Below are 24,030 nucleotides of genomic sequence, written 5' to 3'. Positions count from 1 at the left end.
TTTCTCCGGATCGGCTTTGAACACCAGGCCGGGGGCGGCGTGCTCCCGGCCTGGTGGGGCCGGGCGGAGTGGAACCGGTGGAGATCAACGCGGGCACGTACTACCTGCGCCAGCTGTCGTTGAAGCTGCGCAGGAACAGGCCGATCCCACCTCGGCACGGCGCAGGGCCGCGTCGACGGTGTCCCTGGTGGTGAACGGAACTTTCTCCCAAAAAGATGAGAGGAAGTTCCGTTCACGGCGGCATGCGTGAGCGGGGGGATGGCTCACACGTAGTCGCGGTACTTCTCCAGGAAGCGCACGGGCTTGGACAGCGCGTCGCGGCGGAACGGGTCGCCGAGCTCGCGGGTGCACATGATTTCGATGACGGTGGTCTTGCCGTCGTTCAGCTGTGCGTCGATCGCCTTCTTCAGCGCCGGGCCGACCTCGTCGAGCTTCTCGACGACGACGCCTTGGGCGCCCATCGCCTCCGCGATACCGGCGAAGCTCTCGCTTTCGAGTTCGCCGGCGACGAAACGGCGGTTGTAGAAGTCGACCTGGTTCTTCTTCTCCGCGCCCCACTGGCGGTTGTGGAACACCACGGCGGTCACCGGGATGTCGTGGCGCACGCTCGTCATGATCTCGCTGAGGCTCATGCCCCACGCGCCGTCCCCGGCGTAGGCCACGGCCGGGCGGTCCGGTGCGGCGGCCTTGGCGCCGATGATGGTCGGCAAGGCGTAGCCACAGTTGCCGAAGCTCATCGGTGCGAAGAAGCTCCGGGGCTCCTCGAACCGCAGATAGCTGTTGGCGACGGAGTTGATGTTGCCGATGTCGGTCGAGACCATGACGTGCTCGGGCATCGCCTTTTCCAGCTCCCGCAACACTTCGCGCGGGTGCAGCCAGTTGCCCTCCTCGGTGGCCTGCTCTTCGATCATGTCGAGGCTGAACGGGTCGGTCTCGTGTGTCCACTCGTCGAGCTCGGTCTCCCAGGCGTCCTTCTCGGCCTTGATGACCGCGGCACGGGTGTCGGCGGTGGCGTCGCACGCCAGTGTCTTCCCGGCGAGTCGCTCGGTCAGGGCCACCGCGGCGGCCTTGGCGTCGCCGCAGATGCCGACGGTGATCTTCTTGACCAGTCCGAGCATCTTGTGGTCGGCGTCGATCTGGATGATCTTGGCGTCCTTCGGCCAGTAGTCCATGCCGTGCTGGGGGAGCGTGCCGAACGGGCCGAGGCGCGAGCCCAGCGCGACGACGACGTCGGCCTTGGCGATCAGCTTCATCGCGGCCTTCGAGCCCTGGTAGCCGAGCGGGCCGCACCACTGCGGGTGGCTTGCCGGAAAGGAGTCGTTGTGCAGGTAGCTGTTGACCACCGGGGCGCCGAGGCGTTCGGCGAGCGCCTTGCACTCGTCGACGCCGTCGGCCATCACCACACCGCCGCCGGAGATGATCACCGGGAACTCGGCGTCGGCCAGGAGTTCTGCGGCTTCGTTCAGGCTGCGTTCCCCGCCCGCGCCGCGGTCGAGCCGCTGTGGGCGAGGAATTTCCGCGGTGATCTCGCCGTAGAAGTAGTCACGCGGGATGTTGAGCTGGGTGGGGCCGATCTCCGACATGGCACGGTCGAAGACCCGGCCGGTGAACTCCGCCATCCGGTTCGGATTGTTGACGTGCCCCTGGTACTTGGTGAACTCCTGGAACATCGGGAGCTGGTCGGCTTCCTGGAAACCGCCGAGGCCCTGGCCCATCGTGCCGGTCTCCGGGGTGACGATCACGACCGGGCTGTGCGCCCAGTACGCCGCCGCGATCGCGGTGACACAGTTGCTGATCCCCGGGCCGTTCTGCCCGATCACCACGCCGTGGCGGCCGCTGACCCGGGCGTAGCCGTCGGCCATGTGGCCGGCGCCCTGTTCGTGCACGACCGGTACCAGGCGGATGCCGGCCGGGGCGAAGATGTCCATCGCGTCCATGAAGGCCGAGCCCATGATGCCGAAGATGTCGGTGACGTCATTGGCGACCAGCGTCTCCACGAAGGCCTCTGACGGCGTCATCTTCTGCGGGCCGGTCGCGACGGTACGGCTGACGTCCGACTTCTTTTCGCTCATGATTCCACTCCTTCAACGTTCTATGTCTTGAAAATCGGTACACAGAGATCCAAAAATCAGGATTTACCCGACTGTAGAGCGGAAGGATGGACACAGTCAACGCGTAGACGTGAAAAACGAGATGCAGTGTGCTAATTTTCGGAACATGGAGTTGATTCGCGAGCCGGACGTCGCGGTGAACGGCGACACGCCGACGATGCGGCTGTTCTCACTGCTCGAACGGATCGCCGCCAAGGACCAGTTGGTTTCCCTGCAGAGCCTGGTTGAAGAGACCGGCCTCCCCAAGCCGACGCTGCACCGGATGTTGCAGCAGCTCGAAGGCGCGGGGCTGCTCATCCGGCAGCCCGACGGCCGGCACTACGGCACCGGGCAGCGCCTGCGACGGCTGGCCGAGAACCTGCTGCTCAACGCCACCCATCACGGCGCCCGGCATGCCGTGCTGCGGCACCTGGTCGACGAACTGGGGGAGAGCTGCAACGTGACCACGTTGTCCGGCAACGAAGTCGTGTACCTGGACCGGGTCGAAACCCCCGAACCGCTGCGGTTCTACCTGCGGCCCGGGTCGCGCGTGCCGATCCACAGTTCGGCCAGCGGCAAGCTGATCCTGTCGCAGATGAGCCCGGCGCAGCGTCGCAAGTTGCTGGCGCACGCGCCCCTCAAGCAGTACACGCCGAAGACCGTGACCGATCTCGACGCGTTGGAGGAGGAATTCGTCCGCATCCGCCGCGACGGATTCGCCCTCGATGACGAGGAATACCTGCCAGGCCTGGTGTGCGTCGCGGTGCTCGTGCCGTACGCGACCGGCCGGTCCAACCTGTGTGTCGCGGTGCAGGCGCCCGTCATGCGGCTCACCCCGGACAAGGCGTTGCAGGCCTTGCCGGCCCTGCAGCGCGCGGCCGAGGCGATCAGCCGGATCGACGCCGAAGGCGCGCCGGAGTCCACCGACAGCATTTCCTCGTGAAGGGCGCTCCGCACATGACCGTGACCGCACCGGACCGGAAGCTCTCCGTGCGCGAGGTCTTCGGTATCGACACGCCGCTGATGGTCGATGCCTTCGCCGAGCGCGGGGAGCACGTGCCGGAGATCGACGAGGCTTACCGTTTCAACCCCGATGTGACGCTGGCGCTGCTGGCCGGGTTCACCCGCGACCGTCGGGTACTGGTGCAGGGCTTGCACGGAACCGGGAAGTCCACTCACATCGAGCAGGTCGCCGCCCGGCTCAACTGGCCGTGCGTCCGGGTCAACCTCGACGGTCACCTCAGCCGCCTCGACCTGGTCGGCAAGGACGCGGTCGTGCTGCGTGAGGGCAAACAGGTGACCGAGTTCCAGGAAGGCATCGTGCCGTGGGCGCTGCAGCGGCCGATGGCGCTGATCCTGGACGAGTACGACGCGGGGCGCCCGGACGTCATGTTCGTCATCCAGCGGCTGCTCGAACGGGACGGCAAGTTCACGCTGATGGACCAGAACCGGGTGCTGCGGCCACATCCGCACTTCCGGCTCTTCGCCACCGCCAACACGGTCGGCCTCGGCAATCTCAACGGGCTCTATCACGGCGCCCAGCGGCTCAACCACGCGCAGATCGATCGCTGGAACATCGTGGCGGCGTTGAACTATCTGCCCGCCGACGAGGAGATCGCCATCGTTCAGGCCCGGGTGCCCCCGCTCGCCGACGATGCCGGTCGCGAACTCGTCGCCTCGATGGTCGCCGTCGCCGATCTGACCAGGAAAGGCTTCCACGCCGGGGATCTTTCGACGTTGATGTCGCCGCGCACGGTGATCATGTGGGCGGAGAATCTGGAGATCTTCCGCGATCCGGCGCTCGCGTTCCGGCTGTCGTTCGTGAACAAGTGCGACGAAGCCGAACGTCCGGTGGTGGCCGAATACTTCCAGCGCTGCTTCGACCGTGAGCTGGACGAGTCGTACCGGCTCGCGGCGACGGCCTGACCAGGTGGCGGCCGAGCAAGCCGAATCCCGTCGGCGGCAACGGGTCGAGGAGTTGTGCGTCGCGAGCCTTCGCGCGCTCAGTGACGAGCCGGACCTCCATTTCCGTGGTTCGCGGCTGCATCGCGGGCGACGCCTGGTGCCGCTGTCCGCGCCGCATCTGTACCCGCCGCCGACAGCCGACTTCGGTTCCTTCCGGGGTGCGGCCGACGGGATGGCGCTGCACCTGACATCGTCGGACGCCGAGGTGCACGAGCGGATGCGTCCCGGCGGCGAGGTCGAACGGCTGGTTTTCGAGCTGCTGGAACAGTTCCGGGTCGAAGCGCTGGCACCGGCGTCGATGCCGGGGATGACCGGTAACCTCCGGCACCGCCACGAACAGTGGTCGCTCGAATTCCATCGGTCCGGGCTCACCGAGACGGCGCGTGGGCTGCTGATCTACACGGTCGCCCAGGTTTGCCGTTCGCGCATCACGGCGCAGCCCGTTGTCGAAGAGACCGAGGACCTGATCGAGGCCACTCGTGCGGCGATCGGGCCACTGCTCGGTCACGACCTCGCCGGACTGCGATGGACGAGATTCGACCAGGCCGCGTTTGCCGGGCACGCCGTCGCGATCGGCCGCGCGGTAGCGGCCATGCTCGGCGCCGCCGGACCGGGCGAGGAGTCCTCGACGGACGACGCCGACGAAAAAGCCAAGTATCGGCCCTATTTCGCACTGCTGATGGACTTCGACGACGGCGGCGACGGTGACGAGTCGGCGCGCGTCGCGGCGCCGGGCCGGGGCCCGGTGCTCGCGGCCGCGACGGACGGCTACCGCGTCTTCACCACGGCCTACGACCGGGAGTTCGCCGCCGGTGCGGCGGTGCGGCCGGTGCTGCTGACCGAACTTCGCGACCGGCTGGACCGCCGCGTCGCCAGGCAGGGCGTGAACGTCGCGCGGCTGGCTCGCGAACTCGGCGCCGTGCTCGCCGAACCGACCCGTGACGGTTGGGACAGCGGCAAGGAAGAAGGCCATATCGACGGCCGCGTGCTCGCCCAGTTGATCAGTTCGCCCACCGAACGGCGGTTGTTCCGCACCGAGCGTGTCGAACCGGTGGCCGACGCGCTGGTGACGTTCCTGATCGACTGTTCGGGTTCGATGCGTGAACACGGGGAATCGGTGGCCATGGTGACAGACATCTTCGCCCGCGCGGTGGAACAGGCCGGCGCGCGCTGCGAGATCCTCGGTTTCACCACCGGCGCGTGGAACGGCGGCCGGGCGAAGCGGGACTGGATGCGCGCGGGACGGCCTGTGCATCCCGGCCGCCTCAACGAGCGGTGCCACCTGGTGTTCAAGGACGCCGCGACACCGTGGCGGCGAGCCCGTGCGGACATCGCGGCCCTGCTGAAGCCGGACCTCTACCGCGAAGGTGTCGACGGTGAAGCCGTGGCCTGGGCTTGTCGCCGTGCCGAGGCCGACGAAGCCGGACGGCGACTGCTTTTCGTGCTGTCCGACGGAAGTCCGATGGACAGCGCGACCGACCTGGCCAACGACCGGGATTATCTGGGCAACCACCTCAAGGACGTGGTCGCGCGCCAGGAACAGTCGGGCGGCGTCGAGGTTTACGGCCTCGGTGTCGATCTCGACCTCAGCCCCTACTACCGCCGCTCACGCGTCCTCGACACGGCCGAGGGCACCGGGTACCGGATGTTCCGCGAGATCCTGGACCTGGTCCGGCGCGGTCCTTCCCGGTGACCCGCATGTCTCCAGAACGCCGAGGGGCACGCCGGTGGCGTACAACGTGATAGCGGGTCACCGCGCCGAGGATGACCCGCGCGGTGACCCGCTGGCACCGGGTCGTCACCCGGTGGTCGCGGTCCCGCTAACGCGGGTGGATACCCTTGGCGCGCAAGGCATCGGCTATCCCGCTGGGCAGGTCGGTGACGATCGCCCCCGCTGCCTTCAGGGCGTCTACTTTGGACTTCCCGCTGCCGCGCCCCGCGCTGACGATCGCCCCCGCGTGCCCCATGCGGCGGTCCGGGGGAGCGCTGCGCCCGGCGATGAACGCCACCACGGGCTTGTCCATGGTGGCGATGTACTCGGCGGCGTCCTCCTCCATCGAGCCACCGATCTCGCCGACCAGCACCACCGCCTCGGTCCGCTCATCGGCGTCCAGCTCGCGGACCGCGTCGAGGGTCGTGGTGCCGAGGATCGGATCGCCGCCGATACCGATGAACGCCGACTGCCCGTATCCGTCGCTGACCAGGTTGAGCGCGACGAGCGTGCCGAGGCTGCCGCTGCGGGAGATGACGCCGATCGACCCCGGCGCGAAGATGTTCTTCGCGAATCCGGGCATGATGCCCACTGATGCCGCGCCGGGCACCACGAGCCCCGCGGTGTTCGGGCCGAGCACCTGGGTGCCGTGTTCGCGCGCCTGCGCCAGCACCTGCATGACGTCCTGGTAGGGAATGTGCTCGGTGAGGAGCACGATCTTGCCCACCCCGGCTTCGATGGCGTCACTCGCCGCGGTCCTGGCCGCGAGCGGCGGGACGAACAGCACACTGACGTCGAGGGTGTGCTCGCGTGCCGCTTCGGCGACCGAGTTGTAGACCGGCACCCCACCGACTTCGCGACCGCCCTTGCCGGGGCTGGCCCCGGCGACGATCCGGGTACCGCACTCGGTCATCCGCTCGGCCCAGAACGAGCCCTGCCGTCCGGTGATGCCCTGGACGATGACCTTGTCTTCCGCCGATACCAGCATCAGCCCGCCGCCTTTCCGGTAACCGTGCGCGCGGCGTCGACCGCGGCGCGCACGGCGTCGTCCATCGTGTCGAAGGGTTCGGCGCCGAACCGCTCCCGCACCAGCCGGATGGCTTTTTCCTCACCTGTTCCGTGGATGCAGAAGAAGATCGGGATCTGCGGGTGCAGCTCCTCGATGGCCGTGAGCACGCCTTCGGTCATCACGTCGGTACGGGCGAACGCGCCGCAGAAGTTCACCACCAGGCTCCGGACCCGGGGGTTGTCGAGCACCAGGCGCAACGCCGGTGTCGCCTTGACGTAGGCATCGCCGCCGATTTCGAGGAAGTTCGCCGGGCGGCCGCCGTAGTGGTTCACCGCGTCGAGCGTCGTCATCGTCAGTCCGGCGCCGTTGGCGAGCACACCGACTTCGCCGTCGAGTTCCATATATTGCAGGCCGAGGGCGCGGCCGCGCTGTTCGAGTTCGGTGCCGGTCGCGTCGTCATGTGCGATCAGGTCCGCGAACAGTTCCGCGTGCCGTCCCAGGGCGCCCGGGTCGAGCGAGATCTTCGCGTCCAGCGCGACGATCTCGTCGGCCGAGGTGACGACCAGCGGGTTGATCTCCACGAGTTCCGCGTCGACGTTGCGATAGAGGCGGTACATCGCCAGCAAGGCGGCGATCAGTTGCCGCTCAACGGATTCCGGCAGATCGAGCGCTCGCACCAGTTCCCGGGTGGCGGTCTCGGTCAGCCCCGTGCGGATGTCGACCGACAGCTTCCGAATCGCTCCGGGCCCATCGTCGCCGACTTCTTCGATGTCCATCCCGCCGGCCGCGGAGAACATCACCAGCGGGCCCTTGGTCGCCGGGTTGTTGAGCACAGCGGCGTAGAGCTCGGTGCGGATGTCGGCGCATTGCTCGACGAGCACGGTGTCGACGACCGTGCCGCCCAGTGTGGCGCCGAGCAGTTCGCCTGCCGCCACCTGCGCTTCGTCCGGCGTCGACGCGAACTTGATACCGCCGGACTTGCCCCGTTTGCCCGACGGTACCTGGCTTTTCAGCGCCACCCGGCCACCGATCATGGCGGCCGCCTGCCGCGCGGCGCCGGCGGTCGTCACCACGGTGCCTTGCGGCACCGTCAGCCCGGCTTGTGCGAGCAGGTGTTTACCTTGGTGTTCCAGTAGTTTCATGCCGTTACCGCCCGTAGGTCTCGAGGTAGCTGCCCCACAGTGCGTCCTCCGTGGGAATGCGCGGTGGAATCACCCGGGCGAGCCGCGTGATATTCAGGAAGTGCCGGTAGGACAGGTTTTCGCTGATGCTGTTGCCTGCCCAGGTGCCCGCGCCCATGGTCAAGGTGAAGCCGAGGCCGTTGTCGAACCCGCCTCCGGTGCCGAAGCAATGTGCTTGGTTGACCAGCACCCGCGCCACGCGCAGTCGCTCGGCCACCAGGTGTGCCCGTTCCGCGGTCCGGGTGTGGATCCCGCAGGAGTGACCCGCACCCTGGTAGTCGAGCAGCCGCTGGATGCGGTCGAGTGCGGGTTCCAGCTCGCTGAACCGGTAGACGGCCAGGACTACCGACAGTTTTTCGCCGCTGAAGGGATACTCCGGGCCGACGCCGTCTTCTTCGACCATGAAGAAGCTCGCGTCCCTGGCTTCGGGGGAGTCGAGGCCGGCCAGCGCGGCCAGCTTGCCAGGAGGCTGCGCGGTGATCGCGGAGCTGAGTTTGCCCTCGGGCCACATGACCGACTGAAGGCGGCGCTTCTCGGGCTCGGTGAGCAGATAGCCGCCCTGGTCCCGCAACGCCTGCACCGTCTGGTCATAGACGGCGTCGTGGAGGTGTACGGAGTTTTCCGAGGAACAGCTCGTCGCGTGGTCGAAGGTCTTGCTGAGCCTGATCTTCTCCGCGGCGTCGGCGACATCGGCGTCCGCGTCGACGATGACCGGCGCGTTGCCCGCGCCGACCCCGATGGCGGGGGTGCCGCTTTGGTAGGCCTGCCGGACGTTGCGTTGGGAACCGGTGACGACGACGAGATCGGCCTGACGCATCAGCTCGTTGGTCAGCTCCTTGCTCGCCGACGCCACGTACTGCACGAGATCGCGCGGAGCGCCGACCTTGTCCAGCTCCGCGTGGATGTAGTCCACCAGCAAACGGCAGGTCGACTCACCTTTCGGCGAGGGGGACAGGATGACCGCGTTGCGCCCCTTCAACGCCATCATCGTCTTGTTCGCCGGTGTCGCGGCCGGGTTGGTCGACGGGCACACCGCCGCGACGACGCCGACCGGCTTGGCGTATTCGACCAGCCCCTTCTCCGGGTCTTCGTGAATGATCCCGACCGACTTCGCGCCGGTCAGGTCACGCAACGTTCCCAAGGTCTTCCGCTGGTTCTTGGTGATCTTGTCCTCGACCTTGCCCAGGCCGGTGTCGCGCACGGCGAGCTCGGCGAGCGCGACGGCATGGTCCGGGCGGTAGATCGCCCAGGCGGCGCCGCGCACCACGTCGTCGACTCGGCGCTGGTCATAGCCTTCGAAGACGGCCTGTGCGGCTCGCGCCTTTCCCAGCAGCACGGCGATGGTCTCCGCTGCGGTGCGGTCCTGAAGTACAGGCATGGTTTGCCTTTCGTGACGTGGCCGATGCGCCGGTGCGACCGAGGCGACCGAGGCGACCGAGGCCGGCCCGATCCTCGTTGACCGGATTTCACAATGTGGTACGTGATTCCAACACGCTACGTACGGCGCCGACGTCGCGTCAATAGTCACTCTCGGGCCGGCCGTGTGCACTGGGTCACGATTGGTCGCGCAGTGATTGTTGACACAGGGCGGCCGACGGCCTAGCTTCTTTTGGAATCAGCTTCCATTTATTGGAATACCCGGCTCAGCGGAATACCCGGCGTGGTCGCGGACGAGCGGATCGTCCGCTGACGCCTGGCCGGACGGTCGGCGTCGTCAGACGCCCAGCCGGACAGGCATTGAGCGAATGGTGATGGCCAGCGGAAGTCTCCCCGGATGTGGGTTCACCAGCAAACACTGACAGGCGGTGCTTCGACATGCTTATTCGAACCAGGATTCCCTCCGGCACTTCGGCGGCGGGCACGAGACACCGACTACTGGGGGCCTACCGTGGCCGCGTGCGAGGCCGGGTGATGCTCCTGCTGTGCGGGATGTACTTCATCACCTATCTGGACCGGGTGAACATCTCCACGGCCGCTCCCTACATCCGGCAGGATCTGGGGCTGTCCAACACGCAGCTCGGCCTCGTGCTCTCGGCGTTCGCGATTCCCTACGCGTTTTTCCAGATATTCGGCGGTTTTCTCGCCGACCGGTTCGGCCCGCGCAAACTCTTGTTCCTGGTGGGAATCCTGTGGGGACTGTCCACAGTGTTCACCGGGTTCGCCACCGGGATGGCGATGCTCTTCGCCGCCAGGCTCGCACTGGGATTCGGTGAAGGCGCCGCGTTCCCCGGCGCGACCCAGGCGATGTCCCGCTGGTTGCCCGCCGATCAGCGCGGGTTCGGCCAGGGGGTCACACACGCGTTCGCGCGCCTCGGCAACGCGGTGGCCCCGCTGCTGGTCGCCGCGATGATCGTGGCATTCGACTGGCGCGCGTCGTTCTGGGTGCTCGGGGTGGTCAGTCTCGGCTGGGCCGCGCTGTGGATCTACCACTACCGCGACCGTCCGGCGGATCACCCGCGCATGGGTGACGTGGAGTTGAGCGAGTTGTCGCAGGCGCAGCGGGCGGATCACCGCCCACCGGTGCCGTGGGGAGCGCTGCTGCGCCGCATCCTCCCGCTCACCTTCGTCGACTTCACCTACGGCTGGATGCTGTGGGTGTACCTGACCTGGATACCGTCGTTCTTCGCCGGGAGCTACGGGCTGAAGCTGACCCAGTTCGCGCTGTTCAGCACGCTCGTCCTGTTGGCGGGCGTCGCCGGGGACATGGTCGGTGGCGTGTTGTCGGACTCGCTGCTCCGCCGCACGGGCAGCCTGCGCGTCGCCCGCCGTTCGGTGCTTGTCGGTGGTCTGCTCGGGTCGTTCGTGTTCATCTTGCCCACGTTGTTCATCCACCAGCTCGGTTTGGTGACGGTGTGCTTGGCCGTCGCCTTCTTCTTCCTGGAGCTGACCAATCCCGTGTTGTGGTCGATTCCGATGGACATCGCGCCCGACCACGCCGGAACCGCGGGTGGCCTGATGAACACCGGATTCGGTATCGCGGGCATCCTCTCGCCCGCGATCTTCGGGCTGCTGGTCGATCAGACCGGGAGCTGGGTGGTGCCCTTCGCCGTGTCGGCGGGACTGCTCATGCTCGGCGGCATCGTTTCGCTGCGGGTCGATCCGGCGAACAAGCTGCCGTCGGTGGCCGGTATCGCGGCGTCGCAGACCTGAACGGCCGGGATCGGCAGACGCGCGGGTACCGGTGATCGGTATCCGCGCGTCAGAGGTGGTAGCCGTGCGGTATCGCGGCGGCGATGTCCTCGGCCGTGGCCATCGCGAGCGACGCCAGCTCGGCGATCCGCTCGTCCGGCATCCTGAATTCCGGGCCTTGGACGGCCACAGCCGCGCTCGCGAGCCCGTCAGCGTCGAGCACCGCCGCGGCGACGCCGCAGACACCGGGCACCCGCTCGCTTTTGTTGACGCTGAACCCTTGCCGTTTGACCTGCTCGAGTTCGCGCAGGAGTTCGCGCGGTGAGGTGATCGTCGTTGCCGTCAACGCCTTGAGTTCGCCGAGGCGCGTGACTTCGGCGGAAGGGTCTTCGGTGAATGCCAGCAGGATCTTGCCGGTGCTGGTGCAGTACAGCGGAACCCGTGCGCCGACCGGCTGGGTGAAGCGGAGCGGCTGCTGGGATTCCTCCCGCAGGACCACCAGCCCCTCATCGCCGTCGCGGACCACGAGGTTGACCGACTCACCGGTGATCTCCGCCAGGCGTTCGAGCAGCGGTTTCGCTGCCTCGAACCCGAGCGTTCGCTCCGCCGCCCGGCCGAGCAGGAAAGCCTCGCGGCCGAGCCGATACCGCTCCGTACGGTCGTTTTGTGCCACGTACCCGGCGGCGGCCAGTGCCTTCACGATGCGGTGCACGGTGCTCGTGTGCAGTTCGAGGGCGCGGGCGATCTCGGTGATCCCGACATCGCCGTCGGCATCGCGCAGTTCGCGGAGCACGGCCAGCGCGCGGACGATCGTCTGCGTCCCGGCGACCTGCCCGTTCGCCGGTGACGGCAGTGCGTGCTCTCGGCCGGTAGCCATGCGTGCTTTCCTCCCTACGGTGAACCAAAAAGGTCGCGGTGCGTCTTCGAGCGGACCGCTGCCGGCTCAGAAGCTGTGGCCGGGTGGAAGCAGCGTAGAGATCTCCTTGGCCGCCGTCGCGACCTGCGGGCCGAGTTCGTCGAAGCGTGCGTCGGGCATCCGCACGGCGGGTGCCTGCACGGCTATCGCGGCCCTGGCCACCCCGGCGCTGTCACAGATCGGTGCGGCCACACAGCGGACGCCGAGGGACGATTCCTCGTCGTCGGTGCTCCACCCGCGCGCGCGGGTCATTGCGAGGTCGGCACGCAGGCTCGCGGCGGTCGCGTGTGTCTTCGGGGTGATGCGGTCGAGGCGATTGACCCCTTTGAGGGTGCGCCGCTCGACGTCGGCGTTGAACGCGAGCAGCACCTTCCCCATCGACGAGGCGTGCAGCGGTACGCGCGTTCCCGGGGGCTGGGTGAACCGCAACGGCTGGACGGATTCGATGCGCTCGACGACGACCGCGATTTCCCCCGCTAGCACGCCGAGGTTGACCGATTCGCCGGTGCTGGCGGCGAGTGCCTGCAACGCCGGATAGACGACGTCGAGACCGAAGTTGCTGTGGGCGGCCTGTCCCAGCAGCAACGCCCCGGTGCCCAGGTAGTAGCGCTCGTTGTCCTCGTTCTGCGCGAGGAATCCTTCGGCGACGAGCGCGCGGACGATCCGGTGGGTGGTGCTGAGGTTCAGTCCGAGTTCCTTCGCGACGGCCCCGACACCGAGGTCGCCACCCTGGTCACGGAAGAGTCGAAGGACGGCGAACGCCCTGGCCACCGTCTGGGCACCGACGACGCGGCCGTCCTCGATCTTGGGACTCATCCTGCTCCTCAATGTCACATGTTGGAAGGAGTCTACCTCGGTCGTCCGGCCGCCACGTTCGCTCCACTACCTGCAGTATGTGGAAGCATCTTTCTATTTATGGAAGTCGAGGTAAGGTGACGGTGTCGCGCCGGACCTTCGAGATACCTGGAGTGCCACCATGGAAGTTGCCATTGAGCCCGGTGTGGACACCGGGGTCGAACTGGTGGAGCGGTGGCGACGGCGGGTCGCCGGGCGTGGCCTGCGCGTCGTGCTGCCTGACGGTGCGGACCCACGGGCGATCACCGCGGCACTTCGACTGCGCGAGCGGGGTTCGCTGCGTCCGTGTCTCGTCGGCGACCTGGCTCGGATCGGTGCGGCCGCCGAGGAACTCGGCGTGCGCGTGCCCGGCGATCTCGTCCTCGGCACCGGCGCACTGCTTGAGCGGCCGGGTGTGCGGGCCGCGCTGCGGTCGGCGTTCACCGGGCGCCGGGCCGACGACCTGCCCGCCGCCGAGCACGATCCGCTCCACGTCGCGAGCGCCGCGCTGCGGGCTGGTGTCTTCGACGCCTGTGTGGCCGGGGCGACGTGCTCGACCGCGGACGTCCTGCGCGCAGGCCTGAGAGTGGTGGGGATACGCCCCGAGGTCAGTAGCGTCAGCAGCTTTTTCCTGATGCTGCTCGCCGACGGCCGGGTACTGGCGTTCGCTGACTGCGCCGTGCTGCCCGCACCGGATACCGCTCAGCTCGCGGACATCGCGATCGCGACCGCCGCGTCGTTCCGGGCGTTGACGGCCACCGAACCGCGCGTCGCCATGCTGTCGTTCTCGACGCAGGGCAGTGCGGCACACGCGAGTGTCGACAAGGTGCGGGCCGCGACCGCACTCGTCCGATCACGCGACCCGGGCCTCGCCATCGACGGTGAACTGCAGTTCGACGCCGCGGTCGTCGGGGCGGTCGGCGCGGCCAAGGCGCCGGGCTCGTCGATCGCGGGACACGCGAACGTCCTGGTGTTCCCCAATCTCGACGCGGGCAACATCGGCTACAAGATCGCCGAACGGTTCGGTGGCGCGACCGCGTTGGGCCCGGTGTTGCAGGGGTTGCGCCTGCCGCTCAACGATCTCTCGCGCGGTTGCTCGGCACGGGACATCGAGATCATGGCGCTGATCAGCGCCGTACAAGCGCTGGACGGCGCACCCGAAGGCACGCCGCCCAGCGTTTGAGGAACGTCCTGTTACCTCGGCGAGGTACGCACCGGGCTCGCGGCGATCGCGAACTCCCCGGCCTCGGCGTCTTCGGTGACCAGATCGCGACGCCGGATCGCGAGGGTGCAGATCGTGCTCAGGACCGTCGCGGCGAGCACGTAGGCGAGGACCAGCCCGTAACCGCCGCCGGCCCGGCCGACCAGATAGGACAGGATCAGCGGGGTCATCCCGGAGGCGAAGATCCCGGAGAACTGGTAGACGAACGAAATGCCGGTGCAGCGGACGTTGGTGGGGAACAGTTCCGCGTAAAACGCCGCTTGTGGGCCGTACATGATCGGGTAGCAGATACCGAGCACCACGATCAGGGTCACCGCGACGAGCAGTGGACTGCCGCTGCCCAGTGACGCGAGCGCCGGGTATGTCGCGAACCCGGTGATGATCGCGCCGATGGCGAACACCTGTCTGCGGCCGAACCGATCCGACGCGCGGCCGAACACCGGGATGAACACCAGCATGACCGCCGCCGCTCCCATCACGCTGAGCAGCAGGGGCTGACGGCTCATCCCGACGGTGCCGGTGCCGTAGGAGATCGCGAACACCGCCCAGGTGTTGAACGCGATCCCCTCGTGCAGCCTGCTGCCCATGCCGAGCAGGATGTGCCTGCGCGACCGCCGATCGTGGACCAGTTCGAGGGCGGGAACGGTCGCCTTCGCCTGGTGCTGCGCCATTTTGCGGAAGGCCGGTGTCTCGATGACCTTGAGCCGGATGAACATGCCGACCAGCACGAGGATCGCGGAGAGCCCGAACGCGATCCGCCATCCCCACGACAGGAAGGCGTCACCGGGCAGCGCCACGTTCAGTCCGGCGAACACCCCGGTGCCGAGCATCAGGCCGACAGCCAGCCCCATCTGCGGGAAACTGCCGTACAGCCCGCGTTTGCCCCGAGGTGCGTATTCCACCGCCATGAGCACCGCGCCACCCCATTCACCGCCGATGGCGATGCCCTGGGCGAGCCGCAGCACCACCAGGATGATCGGAGCGGCCACGCCGATGGTGCCGTAGGTCGGCACGAGACCGATCGCGCAGGTCGCCAAGCCCATGATCAGCATGGTCGCGATGAGTGTCCTTTTGCGACCGACGCGGTCGCCGATGTGCCCGAAGATCAGCCCGCCGATGGGGCGGGCGATGAACCCGAGCGCGAACGTGCCGAACGACAGCAGAGTGCTGACGAGCGGATCGTCGCTGGGGAAGTACAGCTTGTTGAAGACGATTCCCGCCGCGGTCCCGTAGAGGAAGAAGTCGTACCACTCCACGGTCGTCCCGATGACGCTGGACGCGACGACGGTGCGGAGTTCGCGGCGGCTGACGCCGTCGCTTTCCCCGGTGTCCGGTGGTCTAGTCATGTCCGTGCTCCTCGCGCGCGCCGATCAGAGGGACTGCCGGAAGATGCGCTCCGCGGCGTCACGGTCGAGCGGGCGGGGAACCACCGCGAGCTGACGTGTCTGCTTCAACGTGCCGTCGACCAATGTCGGGATGTCGTCCTCGCCGTAGCCGAAGCTGCGAAGCCCCGAGGGCATGCCGATGTCGGCCATCAGTTCGGTCAGGACACCGGCGAGCGCGTCGGCCCCGTCGGTCTTGGTGAACGTGCGCCCGGAGAGCAGTTCGGCGGCGCGCAGGTGCCGTTGCGGATCGGCCGGGTAGGTCCAGCGGAACACCGCCGCCGCGGTCGCGGACACGGCCTGGCCGTGCGGGACCATCGGCATCGGGGGGTAACCCTCCGCCTCGTAGTGCTTGACCGCCCCGGCCACGGGGTAGGCGTTCGCGTGGGGGAGATGGGTTCCCGCGTTGCCGAAGCCGGAACCCGCGTAGGTCGACGCCAGCGCCATCTGGGTCCGTGCCCTGAGGTCACGCCCGTTGCAGACCGCGGCCCGCAGGTTCTCCCCGACCAGCTTCAACGCCATCTCGCACCACACGTCGCTGATCGGGTTCGAGCCGCAGAACGCGGGCCGTCGCATCGGGTCTTCCGGCGCGGCCTTCGCGTCGTAGCGGATCGCCGTGTAGCTCTCCAGGGCGTGGGAGAGCACGTCCATGCCACTGGCCGCGGTCACCTGCGTGGGCAGGCTCAGCATCGTCCGGGGGTCGACGACCGCCAGTGACGGCCGGAGCCTCGGGTGGCTGACCCCCGCTTTCAGGTGCAGGCCAAGGAAATCGATCACGCAGATGGTGGTGGATTCCGATCCGGTGCCCGCGGTCGTCGGCACCGCGATCAGCGGCTTGACCGGCAACCACGGCGCTTTGCCGCCGCCGATCGGCGGGGTCACGAAGTCCAGCAGTTCGCCGGGATGGGTGGTGAGCAGGTTGACCGCCTTGGCCGTGTCCATCGCCGACCCACCGCCGATCGCGACGAAGCAGTCCCAGTCCCGCTCGCGGGCGAACGCGACCGCGGTGGCGATGCTTTCGTCGGTCGGCTCGACCGCGACATCGTCGAAGATTTCGGCTTTCAGGCCGGCCGCGAGGAGATTCGCCAGCACCTGATCGGGGATTCCGGTCTCGCGCACCCCGCGGTCGGTGAGGATGAGGACCGAGCCGGCGCCGGTCGCGGCGACTTCCCCGCCGATCTCGTCGAGCGCGCCCGCGCCGAACTTCAGCGGCGGGGCGGCCCAGGTGAACACGCTCTCGTTGGGTTGGATCTCCGGCACCATCGACGGCTCCAATCGTTGACACTATGTGGGAGGCAGTACCACTATGTGGCAGTACGGTAGGTGCAAGAGCCGTGTTCGTAAAGCCCTGAATTGTGGCCGCGCACGATTCTCCAACCAGACGGGAGCCGGTAATTTGGGCACCACAGCCAGTGAAATGCGCGAGTTCGAACGCACGTTGTCCACCGCCATCAGTGGCAGCGTCGACCTCGGCACGGCTACCCGGGCGATGTTCTCGACCGACGCCTCCAACTACCGGCACGTGCCGCTCGCCGTGGTCACACCCCGCTCCGCCGACGACGTGCTGGCGACCCTCGCGGTGAGTGCCGAGCGCGGGATTCCCGTGCTGCCACGGGGTGCGGGCACCAGCATCGGCGGACAGGCGGCGAACGTCGCGGTGGTGCTCGACTTCACCAAACACCTCAACCAGGTCCTCGAACTCGACGCCGGGCGCGGGATCGCCCGAGTGCAGCCGGGCCTGGTGCTCGACCGGTTGCGGGACGCGGCCGCCGGACACGGGCTGACCTTCGGTCCCGACCCCTCGACCCACAGCCGGTGCACGCTCGGCGGCATGATCGGCAACAACGCGTGCGGATCGCATTCGGTGGCTTGGGGGAAGACCGAGGACAACGTGCGTTCGCTCCGGGTCGCACTGTCCGACGGCACCGTGCTCGACGTCGGCAAGACCTCCGCCGAGGACCTGGCGCGGCTGCGTTCGCGCGGTGACAGGATCGGTGAGCTGTATCGGGACCTCAGTGCTCTGGCGGACCGGAACGCGCACGAGATCCGGAGGTCTTTTCCTTCCCTGCCACGGAGAGTGTCCGGTTACAACCTCGATGCCCTGTTGCCGGAGAACGGGTTCGACCTTGCCCGTGCGCTGGTCGGGACGGAGGGGACCTGCGCGACGATCCTCGACGCCACGGTCGACCTCGTGCGGGCACCCGCGGCCCGTGCGCTGGCCGTCCTCGGCTTTGCCGACAACGTGCGCGCCGCGGACGCCGTGCCCGCGTTGCTGGACCTACCGGCACTGACTATCGAGGGCATCGACGGACGACTCGTCAGCGCGCTGCGGGCCCGGCGGCCCGGTTCGACCACCGGAGCGGACCTGCCCGACGGTGACGCGTGGCTCTACCTCGAAGTCGGCGGCGACTCGCCGGCAGAGGCAGCGGAAGCGGCCCGGCGGGTCGCCGCCGTGGCGCCGGCCGTGGGCGCGAGCGCGGTGGTCGTCACCGACCCGGCGCGTCAGCGCGCGCTCTGGCGCATCCGCGAGGAGGGCGCCGGGCTCGCCACCAGGCTGGCGGACGGGTCCGAAGCCTGGTCGGGCTGGGAGGACGCGGCGGTCCCGCCGGACCGGCTCGGCGAATACCTGCGTGCGTTCGAAAAGCTGATGGACGCACACGGCAGGCGTGGGGTGGTCTACGGCCACTTCGGCGACGGATGCCTGCACGTGCGGATCGATTTTCCTTTCCCCGCAAGCGATGCGCGCCGCCGCTACCGGGAGTTCCTCACCGAGGCCGCCGATCTGGTGGTCGCGCACGGTGGATCGCTCTCCGGTGAGCACGGCGACGGGCAGGCCCGCGCCGAGTTGCTGCCGAAGATGTACTCGCCACCGATCATGGCCGCGTTCGCCGCCTTCAAGGCCGCGTTCGACCCGGCCGGGCGGATGAACCCGGGACGGGTCGTCGATCCGGCACCACTGGACGCGGACCTGCGCGTACTCGTCGCCCCGGCCGTGCTGCCGACGCGAGCGAAGCTGGCCATACACGCCGACGGCGGCGACCTCGCCGCCGCGTCACGGCGCTGTGTGGGCGTCGGCAAGTGCCTGTCGTCGTCCGGGGGTGTCATGTGCCCGAGCTACCGGGCGACCGGCGAGGAGAAGAACTCGACCCGTGGCCGTTCACGGCTGCTCTTCGAAATGCTGGCCGGCGACGTCGTGACCGAGGGCTGGCGCTCACCCGAGGTCAAAGACGCGCTCGATCTGTGTCTCGGGTGCAAGGGCTGCAAGACCGACTGCCCGGTCGGCGTCGACATGGCCACCTACAAGGTCGAATTCCTCAGCAGGCACTACGAAAACCGGCCACGGCCGATGTCGCACTACGGAATGGGCGCGTTGCCGCGATGGCTGCGATTCGGCGCGCTCGCGCCGCGCGTGGTGAACGCCTTCACCCGTTCGCGCCTGGCGCCGCTGCTGAAACGGCTGGGCGGGGTCGCGGAGGAACGCCCGATCCCCGCGCTGGCGCCGAGGACCCTGCGCGACTGGTGGGGGAGCAGGACCGGCGGACGTCCGGACGGTGAGCCGGTCCTGCTGTGGCCGGACACCTTCACCAACCATTTCGACCCTGAGGCCGGCCGGGACGCGGTGGCCGTGCTGGAAGAACTCGGCTACCAGGTACATCTGCCGGAACGACCGGTCTGTTGTGGACTGACGTGGTACAGCACCGGTCAGCTCGCACCGGCACGACGTCAGCTGCGCAACACCCTGGACGTGCTGGAACCGTGGCTGGACAAGGGGGTTCCGGTCATCGGGCTGGAACCGAGCTGTACCGCAATGTTGCGGCGTGACGCGGCCGAGCTGCTGCCGGACGATCCACGGGTCGCCGCGCTGGCCGCGGCCACGCGCACGTTCGCGGAGCAGGTGGCCGATTCCCCGGAATTGGCGACCGCGGAACTCGCGACCGCGGGTCGACCCGAACGGGTGCTCAGCCAGGTGCACTGCCACCAGTACGCCGATCTCGGGTTCGACGCGGATCGTACGGTGCTGGGAAAGGTGGCCGGGGATGCCGACGTGCTCGACGGTGGCTGCTGCGGGCTGGCCGGGAACTTCGGGTTCGAACGCGGTCATTACGACGTGTCGGTGGCGTGCGCCGAACAGCAGCTGCTGCCGGCCATCCGTGCGGCCGCGCCGGGCACCGCCGTGCACGCCGACGGATTCAGCTGCCGCACCCAGATCCGGCAGCTCACCGACAGCAAGCCAGTGCATTTGGCGACGCTGGCGGCCCGAGCACTCGGCGTCAGCGAGACATGAACCGGTCGATCGGCACGAACTGCGCGATCTCCTTCGCCGCGGTGACGACCCGCGCGCCGAGCGCGCGGACACGGGCGGGTGGCATCCGCACGGTGGGCACCTGGATCACCAAGGCCGCCTGCGCGTGACGATCGGAATCGAGCACGGGCGCCCCGACACACCGCACGCCCGCGACGTTCTCCTCCTCGTCGATGCTGTAGCCGCGGCGGCGTACCTGCTCCAACTGAGCAGCGAGCTGCTGCGGCGTCGACAGGGTTTTGGCCGTGAGTAAGGGAAGTTCGTCAGGCAGCGAGGCGACGTAGCTGTCGGAGTCCGGCGAGTGCGCCACGATCGCCTTGCCGGATGCCGTGGCGTACAAGGGAAAACGCGCGCCGGGATGTTGCTCGAAACGCAGCGGCAAGGTCGACTGCACCCGCAGCATGACGACGGATTCACCGCCCTCGCGGACCACGAGGTTGACCGATTCCTCGGTTTCGTTGTTGAGCTGTTCCAACACGGGCAGCGCACGGTCCAAACCGAACCCGCGCTGGGCGGCCTGTCCGAGCAGAACTGTGCCGGTACCAAGGTAGAAGCTGTCGGTGCGCGGATTGTGCGTGACGAGGCCTTCGGCCATCAGCGCGCGGACGACGCGGTTCGCGGTGCCCGAGGACAGGCCGAGTTCGGCGGCGATCCGCGCGGTGGTCAACTCGGCACCGTGCTCCGCCAGTAGCTTCAGCACGCCGAGCGCGCGCCCGATCGCCTGAGTGCCTGGTGGAGCCTGGTTGTCGTCGGTAGTGACGGCCACCCGTTCTCACCTCCCGTCGCCCGAGGGGCGTGAAAATCGAGCCTACCGGGAGCACGGCGCGACCGTGGACGCCGATGGCGTACCTCGCGGGCCGGCGGATCGCCTCGGCTTCCGAGCCGCCGTCGTGCCAAACGCCGTCATCGCCTGGACCCGTCAGCTATCAAACGCGCTCTGGTGCGGGGCATCGAATGATCAACCGTCCGCCGTGGACGGTTGGCCGAGAGTTGCAGTGGGTTACGAGCATTTCCGCGTTACGGGTCACTGCCAGGTGGCTGTCTCCGGGTCGATCCCGTGAGTGCGAGCGCACTCGTCGATGCTTTGCCGAAACCAGGAGGCCAGCCCGACCCGGATTCCGTCGTAGTGGGAGGAGAAGCCGGGGTCGGACTCGAACATTCTTCCCAGGCACACCTGCATCTGTCGCGTGAGTGGGAAGAAGTCGGAAAACACTTCGCGGTGGCGTTCGACGAGCGCGTTCGCTTCCGGGCTGCCCGGAATGACCCCCCGATCGAGGGCGTTGCCCAGATCGAGCTGCAACGCGGACATCGCCGCGGAGAGGGACCGCCATTGCTCCCGCGTGCGAGAAGCGGACCGCTCGGCGAACTGCGCCCATTGCGCAGAATCCCCCCACACAGTGCGGGCCTGCCGGGATCGATGAGCGTCCCAGTCCGCCCCGAAGATCTCCGACTGCGCTTCATCGTCGAGGAGGATGCCCCGCTCGTGAGCCTCGGTCATCCGTTCCAGGCGCTCGTCGAGCTGCTGCAGGTCCTGGATGCGCTCGGCGAGCTGGGCACGCTGCTCACGCAAGGTGGCGCCGATCTCCGCTGTCTGGTCATCGAGAACCTCCCGCACCGCGTCCAGCCCGAGACCAGCCTCCCGGTAGGCGACGATTCGATGCAGCCGTTGCAGGTCCGCGTCGGTGTACTGGCGATAGCCGGCGGTGGTGCGCCCGGACGGCGACGCCAAGCCGATCTCGTCCCAGTGATGAAGCGTGCGGACCGTCACCCCCACCAGCTCAGCGGCCGCGCCCACCGTGACACGGTCACGGATGTCGCGCTCGCGTTCAACCATGGACACCATTGTGACTCTCCTCCGACGATCCCGGGGCGACGATCCCGACCGAGGCGAGAGCACGCGCTTCCTGGCTGTCAGGATCGAACTCCTGCGCCGCGGTGAACACGACCCGCGCACCCTCAGGGGTGGTCACCTCGACGTCGCGAGTACGCCACGGCGTAGCCCGCGGCCCGGTCACGCTGCCCGGCACGAGCTCCGAACACGCCTCGACGAGGGGATCGACCTCGCTCAGCACGCACAAGAAACTCACGCTCATCGCCGGCACTTCGGGAGGCCCGGCACCGGCCGCCGCGGGAACGAGCAGGACATCCTGGAACGCCCACCGGCGCAGGTGGACCACCTGCCCCGGGACGCTGAACAGTTCGACAAAGCCGAACCCCCGCACCCAGAAATCCGTCGACGCCGCCAAATCCGACGTCGGAACCGTCACGAACACCGGCATCGCGTAGATACCGCGGAACACCTCTGGCGCAACCGCCTTCGGTCCACGCTCGGATACGGGTCCCATCTCGAATGCGTTGAAGAAATCACTCATGCGGTCTACCGTCTTCCCTCACGCAACGTGAGGGTCAAGCCCAATCCGTGAACCCGACGACATCAAACAATGTCGCCATCGTCGACCGAGCCGCTGTCGTCTGCAACGCCGACCTGCACGCAGATGCGGACTCGGGGTGGTGAGTCCTGCCGCGGCGGCGCGAGGTAGTCCTCGATGACGGCGCCGGCGGGTCGAAGGGCGCTGAGGTGGACAGCGGTCAGCGCCCGGTCGTAGGTGTGGGCGAGGTGGTCGTCGCTGCCGTGGTGGGTGATCTCGAAGGCGGGGCCGTGGGGAAGAGCGATGGTGGTGAGCCCGTCGGTGGGTGTATCGGTGCTGGTGCGTGCGAATACGTGGCCGGTCACGTATTCGTCGAGATCGAGGGGCAGCAGGGCGCCCCATTCCGTGTCGGGCGGGAGAAGTTGATGGCTGCGGAGCTGCGCTCTGAGTGTGGCGATGCCGCGGATGATGGTGGCAGTCAATGCGGCGAAGTCAGCGTGGAAGCCAAGGGCTGGAACTCGCATCGGTGGCAGGTTGACATACTGCGGGACGCCGGGTTTGAACGACGTCAGGCCGGAGAGCTCGTCGAGATGCGCCAGGGAACGGGTGCGTTCGGTTATCTCGTCGGTGAGGCGGCGGCGCTCGTCGGCGAGCGCTGAGGCGGCTGCTTGCCCGCCGCGCAGGATGCATGCGATGGCTTCGGGGGTGGTGCCGACCGCGCGTAGGCGGGCGATGGTGACTGCTGCGGGCAGCTGGCCGAGGTGGTAGCGGCGGTAGCCGGTGACAGGATCGACGGCCGCAGGGGTCAGAAGCTGGACCCTGTCGTAGTAACGCAGGGTCGAAACCGGCAGTCTGCAGCGGCGGGCGAACTCCGCGATCAGCAGCCACTCAGTGTCGTTCACCGCGGCAGTGTGTTCGATTTCGGCAGTGTCACCTGGACCGAGGATCTGCGGCGAACGATTCGGCTCACCGAGCCGGGCGCGATGCCGACCGCGAGCAGGGCTGCGGCGCGGTCGAAGTACTCGCGGTAGAGGTGGCAGCGACCTTCGCGGATCTCGAACACCGAAACACCGGCGAAACGCAGGGTGCGGCCCGCGCCGTGCGGGACTTGGTCGCTGACGGTGAATTCGAAGTGCCATTCTCCGATGGTGCGACATTCGCTGACAGCGACGGCGCGCATGGTCCACTGATGGTTGACACCTTCGGCGTACATGCGTCCGAACAACGCCCGCAAACCGGTATGGCCGCTGAAGGTGCCGTAGAACAGATCGTGGTACGTGACGTCGGGCGTGAACACATCGATCACTTGCTCGACGTCGCGTGTGTTGAAGGCTGCGGCGAAGCGGTGCGCGATCGTGGACGATGCTGTGGTCATGACGCCCATCGTGGGCCTTCAAGTCAGGCGAGAGTCAAGAGGTGGCGTCCGGCAGTCGCCGAACCGCCGTCGTTCGATCTTGAAGCGAGCTGGTTTGTTCAGGCGGCTGGTTGGGGTGGGGTGAATCCTTGAGGCCAGGTGGATCGCGTGGGTGGGTCGTGAGTGGCAACAAGTGTTAGAACACTCGTAGCCACTCACGACCCACCTGCCCAGCGGAACCGTCCGCACGACCGTTCGCGCTCCCGACGGTCCGCTTCACGTTGCACACCGTTGATCGGCGATGTCGCAACCGCGGCGTTGGGGACGCTCAACGTCGCTGACGGGCCGTTTGCGACATCCCGAGCCGCGCTGCCTTGATGCCCGCATCGCCACGATCCGCCAGCTCCTTCGTGAAGCCCCAGCCCTCGACGGACGCCCGGCAGTACGCCTACTTCGGCGCCTGGAAGCCGCCGATCTTCTGCTCGAGCAGTTCGGCCAGCCGCAGCGGGGTGCGGTCCTCGAAGATCGGACCGATGAGCCGCACTCCCACCGGCAGAAGGCATGT

Annotated in this window: 19 protein-coding genes; 6 read left to right on the top strand and 13 right to left on the bottom strand. The window is 68.0% G+C overall.

Annotation, left to right across the window (positions count from 1 at the left end; translation table 11 throughout):
* Positions 1 to 263: 263 nt before the first annotated feature.
* Positions 264 to 2,072 carry a sulfoacetaldehyde acetyltransferase gene (xsc, locus tag VGP60_RS37400; RefSeq protein ID WP_327552945.1) on the bottom strand — a complete coding sequence of 603 codons (1,809 nt, stop codon included), beginning with the start codon at positions 2,070 to 2,072 and terminating at the stop codon, positions 264 to 266.
* 145 nt (positions 2,073 to 2,217) lie between these two features.
* Here xsc and VGP60_RS37395 point away from each other — a divergent pair, with 145 nt between their 5' ends.
* The 3 genes from VGP60_RS37395 to VGP60_RS37385 are packed head-to-tail and all read left to right on the top strand — an operon-like array spanning position 2,218 to position 5,748.
* Entirely contained in the window at positions 2,218 to 3,033 is an 816-nt protein-coding gene (locus VGP60_RS37395) for an IclR family transcriptional regulator (RefSeq protein WP_327552944.1), read from the top strand.
* 14 nt (positions 3,034 to 3,047) lie between these two features.
* Positions 3,048 to 4,016 (top strand): AAA family ATPase, encoded by a 969-nt coding sequence (locus tag VGP60_RS37390; RefSeq protein ID WP_327552952.1) that lies wholly within the window; start codon positions 3,048 to 3,050, stop codon positions 4,014 to 4,016.
* Positions 3,976 to 5,748: a cobaltochelatase CobT-related protein gene (locus VGP60_RS37385; RefSeq protein WP_327552943.1), complete on the top strand. Its 1,773-nt coding sequence runs from the start codon at positions 3,976 to 3,978 to the stop codon at positions 5,746 to 5,748. The genes VGP60_RS37390 and VGP60_RS37385 overlap by 41 nt, the downstream gene beginning before the upstream one ends.
* Before the next feature lie 127 nt (positions 5,749 to 5,875).
* Here the strand turns inward: VGP60_RS37385 and VGP60_RS37380 are convergent, their stop codons facing one another.
* Genes VGP60_RS37380 through sauS form a run of 3 tightly spaced genes read right to left on the bottom strand, consistent with a single transcriptional unit; the run spans position 5,876 to position 9,334 of the window.
* On the bottom strand, positions 5,876 to 6,754 hold the full coding sequence (locus VGP60_RS37380; protein ID WP_327552942.1) for a succinate--CoA ligase subunit alpha: 879 nt from the start codon (positions 6,752 to 6,754) through the stop codon (positions 5,876 to 5,878).
* Positions 6,754 to 7,917 (bottom strand): succinate--CoA ligase subunit beta, encoded by a 1,164-nt coding sequence (locus tag VGP60_RS37375; protein WP_327552941.1) that lies wholly within the window; start codon positions 7,915 to 7,917, stop codon positions 6,754 to 6,756. Before VGP60_RS37375 ends, VGP60_RS37380 begins: the two co-directional genes overlap by 1 nt.
* Before the next feature lie 4 nt (positions 7,918 to 7,921).
* Positions 7,922 to 9,334 (bottom strand): acylating sulfoacetaldehyde dehydrogenase, encoded by a 1,413-nt coding sequence (gene sauS / locus VGP60_RS37370; RefSeq protein ID WP_327552940.1) that lies wholly within the window; start codon positions 9,332 to 9,334, stop codon positions 7,922 to 7,924.
* Positions 9,335 to 9,852: 518 nt separating this feature from the next.
* Here sauS and VGP60_RS37365 point away from each other — a divergent pair.
* The gene (locus VGP60_RS37365) at positions 9,853 to 11,106 is read left to right on the top strand and encodes an MFS transporter (RefSeq protein ID WP_327552939.1); all 1,254 of its coding nucleotides are present in this window, start codon (positions 9,853 to 9,855) and stop codon (positions 11,104 to 11,106) included.
* 49 nt (positions 11,107 to 11,155) lie between these two features.
* On the opposite strand, the gene VGP60_RS37360 is transcribed toward VGP60_RS37365, so the two are convergent.
* Positions 11,156 to 11,962, bottom strand: coding sequence for an IclR family transcriptional regulator (locus tag VGP60_RS37360; RefSeq protein WP_327552938.1), 807 nt, complete (start codon positions 11,960 to 11,962; stop codon positions 11,156 to 11,158).
* Positions 11,963 to 12,028: 66 nt separating this feature from the next.
* Positions 12,029 to 12,817: an IclR family transcriptional regulator gene (locus tag VGP60_RS37355; RefSeq protein ID WP_327552937.1), complete on the bottom strand. Its 789-nt coding sequence runs from the start codon at positions 12,815 to 12,817 to the stop codon at positions 12,029 to 12,031.
* 160 nt (positions 12,818 to 12,977) lie between these two features.
* Between VGP60_RS37355 and VGP60_RS37350 the strand changes: the two genes are divergently transcribed.
* Positions 12,978 to 14,018, top strand: coding sequence for a phosphotransacetylase (locus VGP60_RS37350; RefSeq protein WP_327552936.1), 1,041 nt, complete (start codon positions 12,978 to 12,980; stop codon positions 14,016 to 14,018).
* A gap of 11 nt (positions 14,019 to 14,029) precedes the next feature.
* Here the strand turns inward: VGP60_RS37350 and VGP60_RS37345 are convergent, their stop codons facing one another.
* Together VGP60_RS37345 and VGP60_RS37340 are read right to left on the bottom strand one after the other, a co-directional pair.
* Positions 14,030 to 15,403: an MFS transporter gene (locus VGP60_RS37345; RefSeq protein ID WP_327552935.1), complete on the bottom strand. Its 1,374-nt coding sequence runs from the start codon at positions 15,401 to 15,403 to the stop codon at positions 14,030 to 14,032.
* A 24-nt stretch (positions 15,404 to 15,427) separates the two neighbouring features.
* Positions 15,428 to 16,702 (bottom strand): hydroxyacid-oxoacid transhydrogenase, encoded by a 1,275-nt coding sequence (locus VGP60_RS37340; protein WP_327552934.1) that lies wholly within the window; start codon positions 16,700 to 16,702, stop codon positions 15,428 to 15,430.
* Between the two features lie 154 nt (positions 16,703 to 16,856).
* Here VGP60_RS37340 and VGP60_RS37335 point away from each other — a divergent pair, with 154 nt between their 5' ends.
* Positions 16,857 to 19,724: an FAD-binding and (Fe-S)-binding domain-containing protein gene (locus VGP60_RS37335; protein WP_327552933.1), complete on the top strand. Its 2,868-nt coding sequence runs from the start codon at positions 16,857 to 16,859 to the stop codon at positions 19,722 to 19,724.
* Here the strand turns inward: VGP60_RS37335 and VGP60_RS37330 are convergent.
* The 5 genes from VGP60_RS37330 to VGP60_RS37310 all read right to left on the bottom strand — a co-directional run bounded on the left by VGP60_RS37330 (position 19,711) and on the right by VGP60_RS37310 (position 23,495).
* Positions 19,711 to 20,508 carry an IclR family transcriptional regulator gene (locus VGP60_RS37330; protein ID WP_327552932.1) on the bottom strand — a complete coding sequence of 266 codons (798 nt, stop codon included), beginning with the start codon at positions 20,506 to 20,508 and terminating at the stop codon, positions 19,711 to 19,713. The two genes, VGP60_RS37335 and VGP60_RS37330, sit on opposite strands and share 14 nt — an antisense overlap.
* A 258-nt stretch (positions 20,509 to 20,766) precedes the next feature.
* Positions 20,767 to 21,576: a MerR family transcriptional regulator gene (locus tag VGP60_RS37325; RefSeq protein WP_327552931.1), complete on the bottom strand. Its 810-nt coding sequence runs from the start codon at positions 21,574 to 21,576 to the stop codon at positions 20,767 to 20,769.
* Positions 21,569 to 22,114: a VOC family protein gene (locus VGP60_RS37320; RefSeq protein ID WP_327552930.1), complete on the bottom strand. Its 546-nt coding sequence runs from the start codon at positions 22,112 to 22,114 to the stop codon at positions 21,569 to 21,571. Before VGP60_RS37320 ends, VGP60_RS37325 begins: the two co-directional genes overlap by 8 nt.
* A 62-nt stretch (positions 22,115 to 22,176) precedes the next feature.
* The gene (locus VGP60_RS37315; RefSeq protein ID WP_327552929.1) at positions 22,177 to 23,013 is read right to left on the bottom strand and encodes a MerR family transcriptional regulator; all 837 of its coding nucleotides are present in this window, start codon (positions 23,011 to 23,013) and stop codon (positions 22,177 to 22,179) included.
* Positions 23,010 to 23,495, bottom strand: coding sequence for a nuclear transport factor 2 family protein (locus VGP60_RS37310; protein ID WP_327552928.1), 486 nt, complete (start codon positions 23,493 to 23,495; stop codon positions 23,010 to 23,012). Before VGP60_RS37310 ends, VGP60_RS37315 begins: the two co-directional genes overlap by 4 nt.
* Positions 23,496 to 24,030 lie beyond the last annotated feature (535 nt).

The organism is Amycolatopsis sp., from assembly GCF_036008905.1.
GTDB lineage: Bacteria > Actinomycetota > Actinomycetes > Mycobacteriales > Pseudonocardiaceae > Amycolatopsis.
The sequence above is the reverse complement of the archived record's forward strand: the minus strand, read 5'-3'. Positions and strand labels throughout refer to the sequence as shown.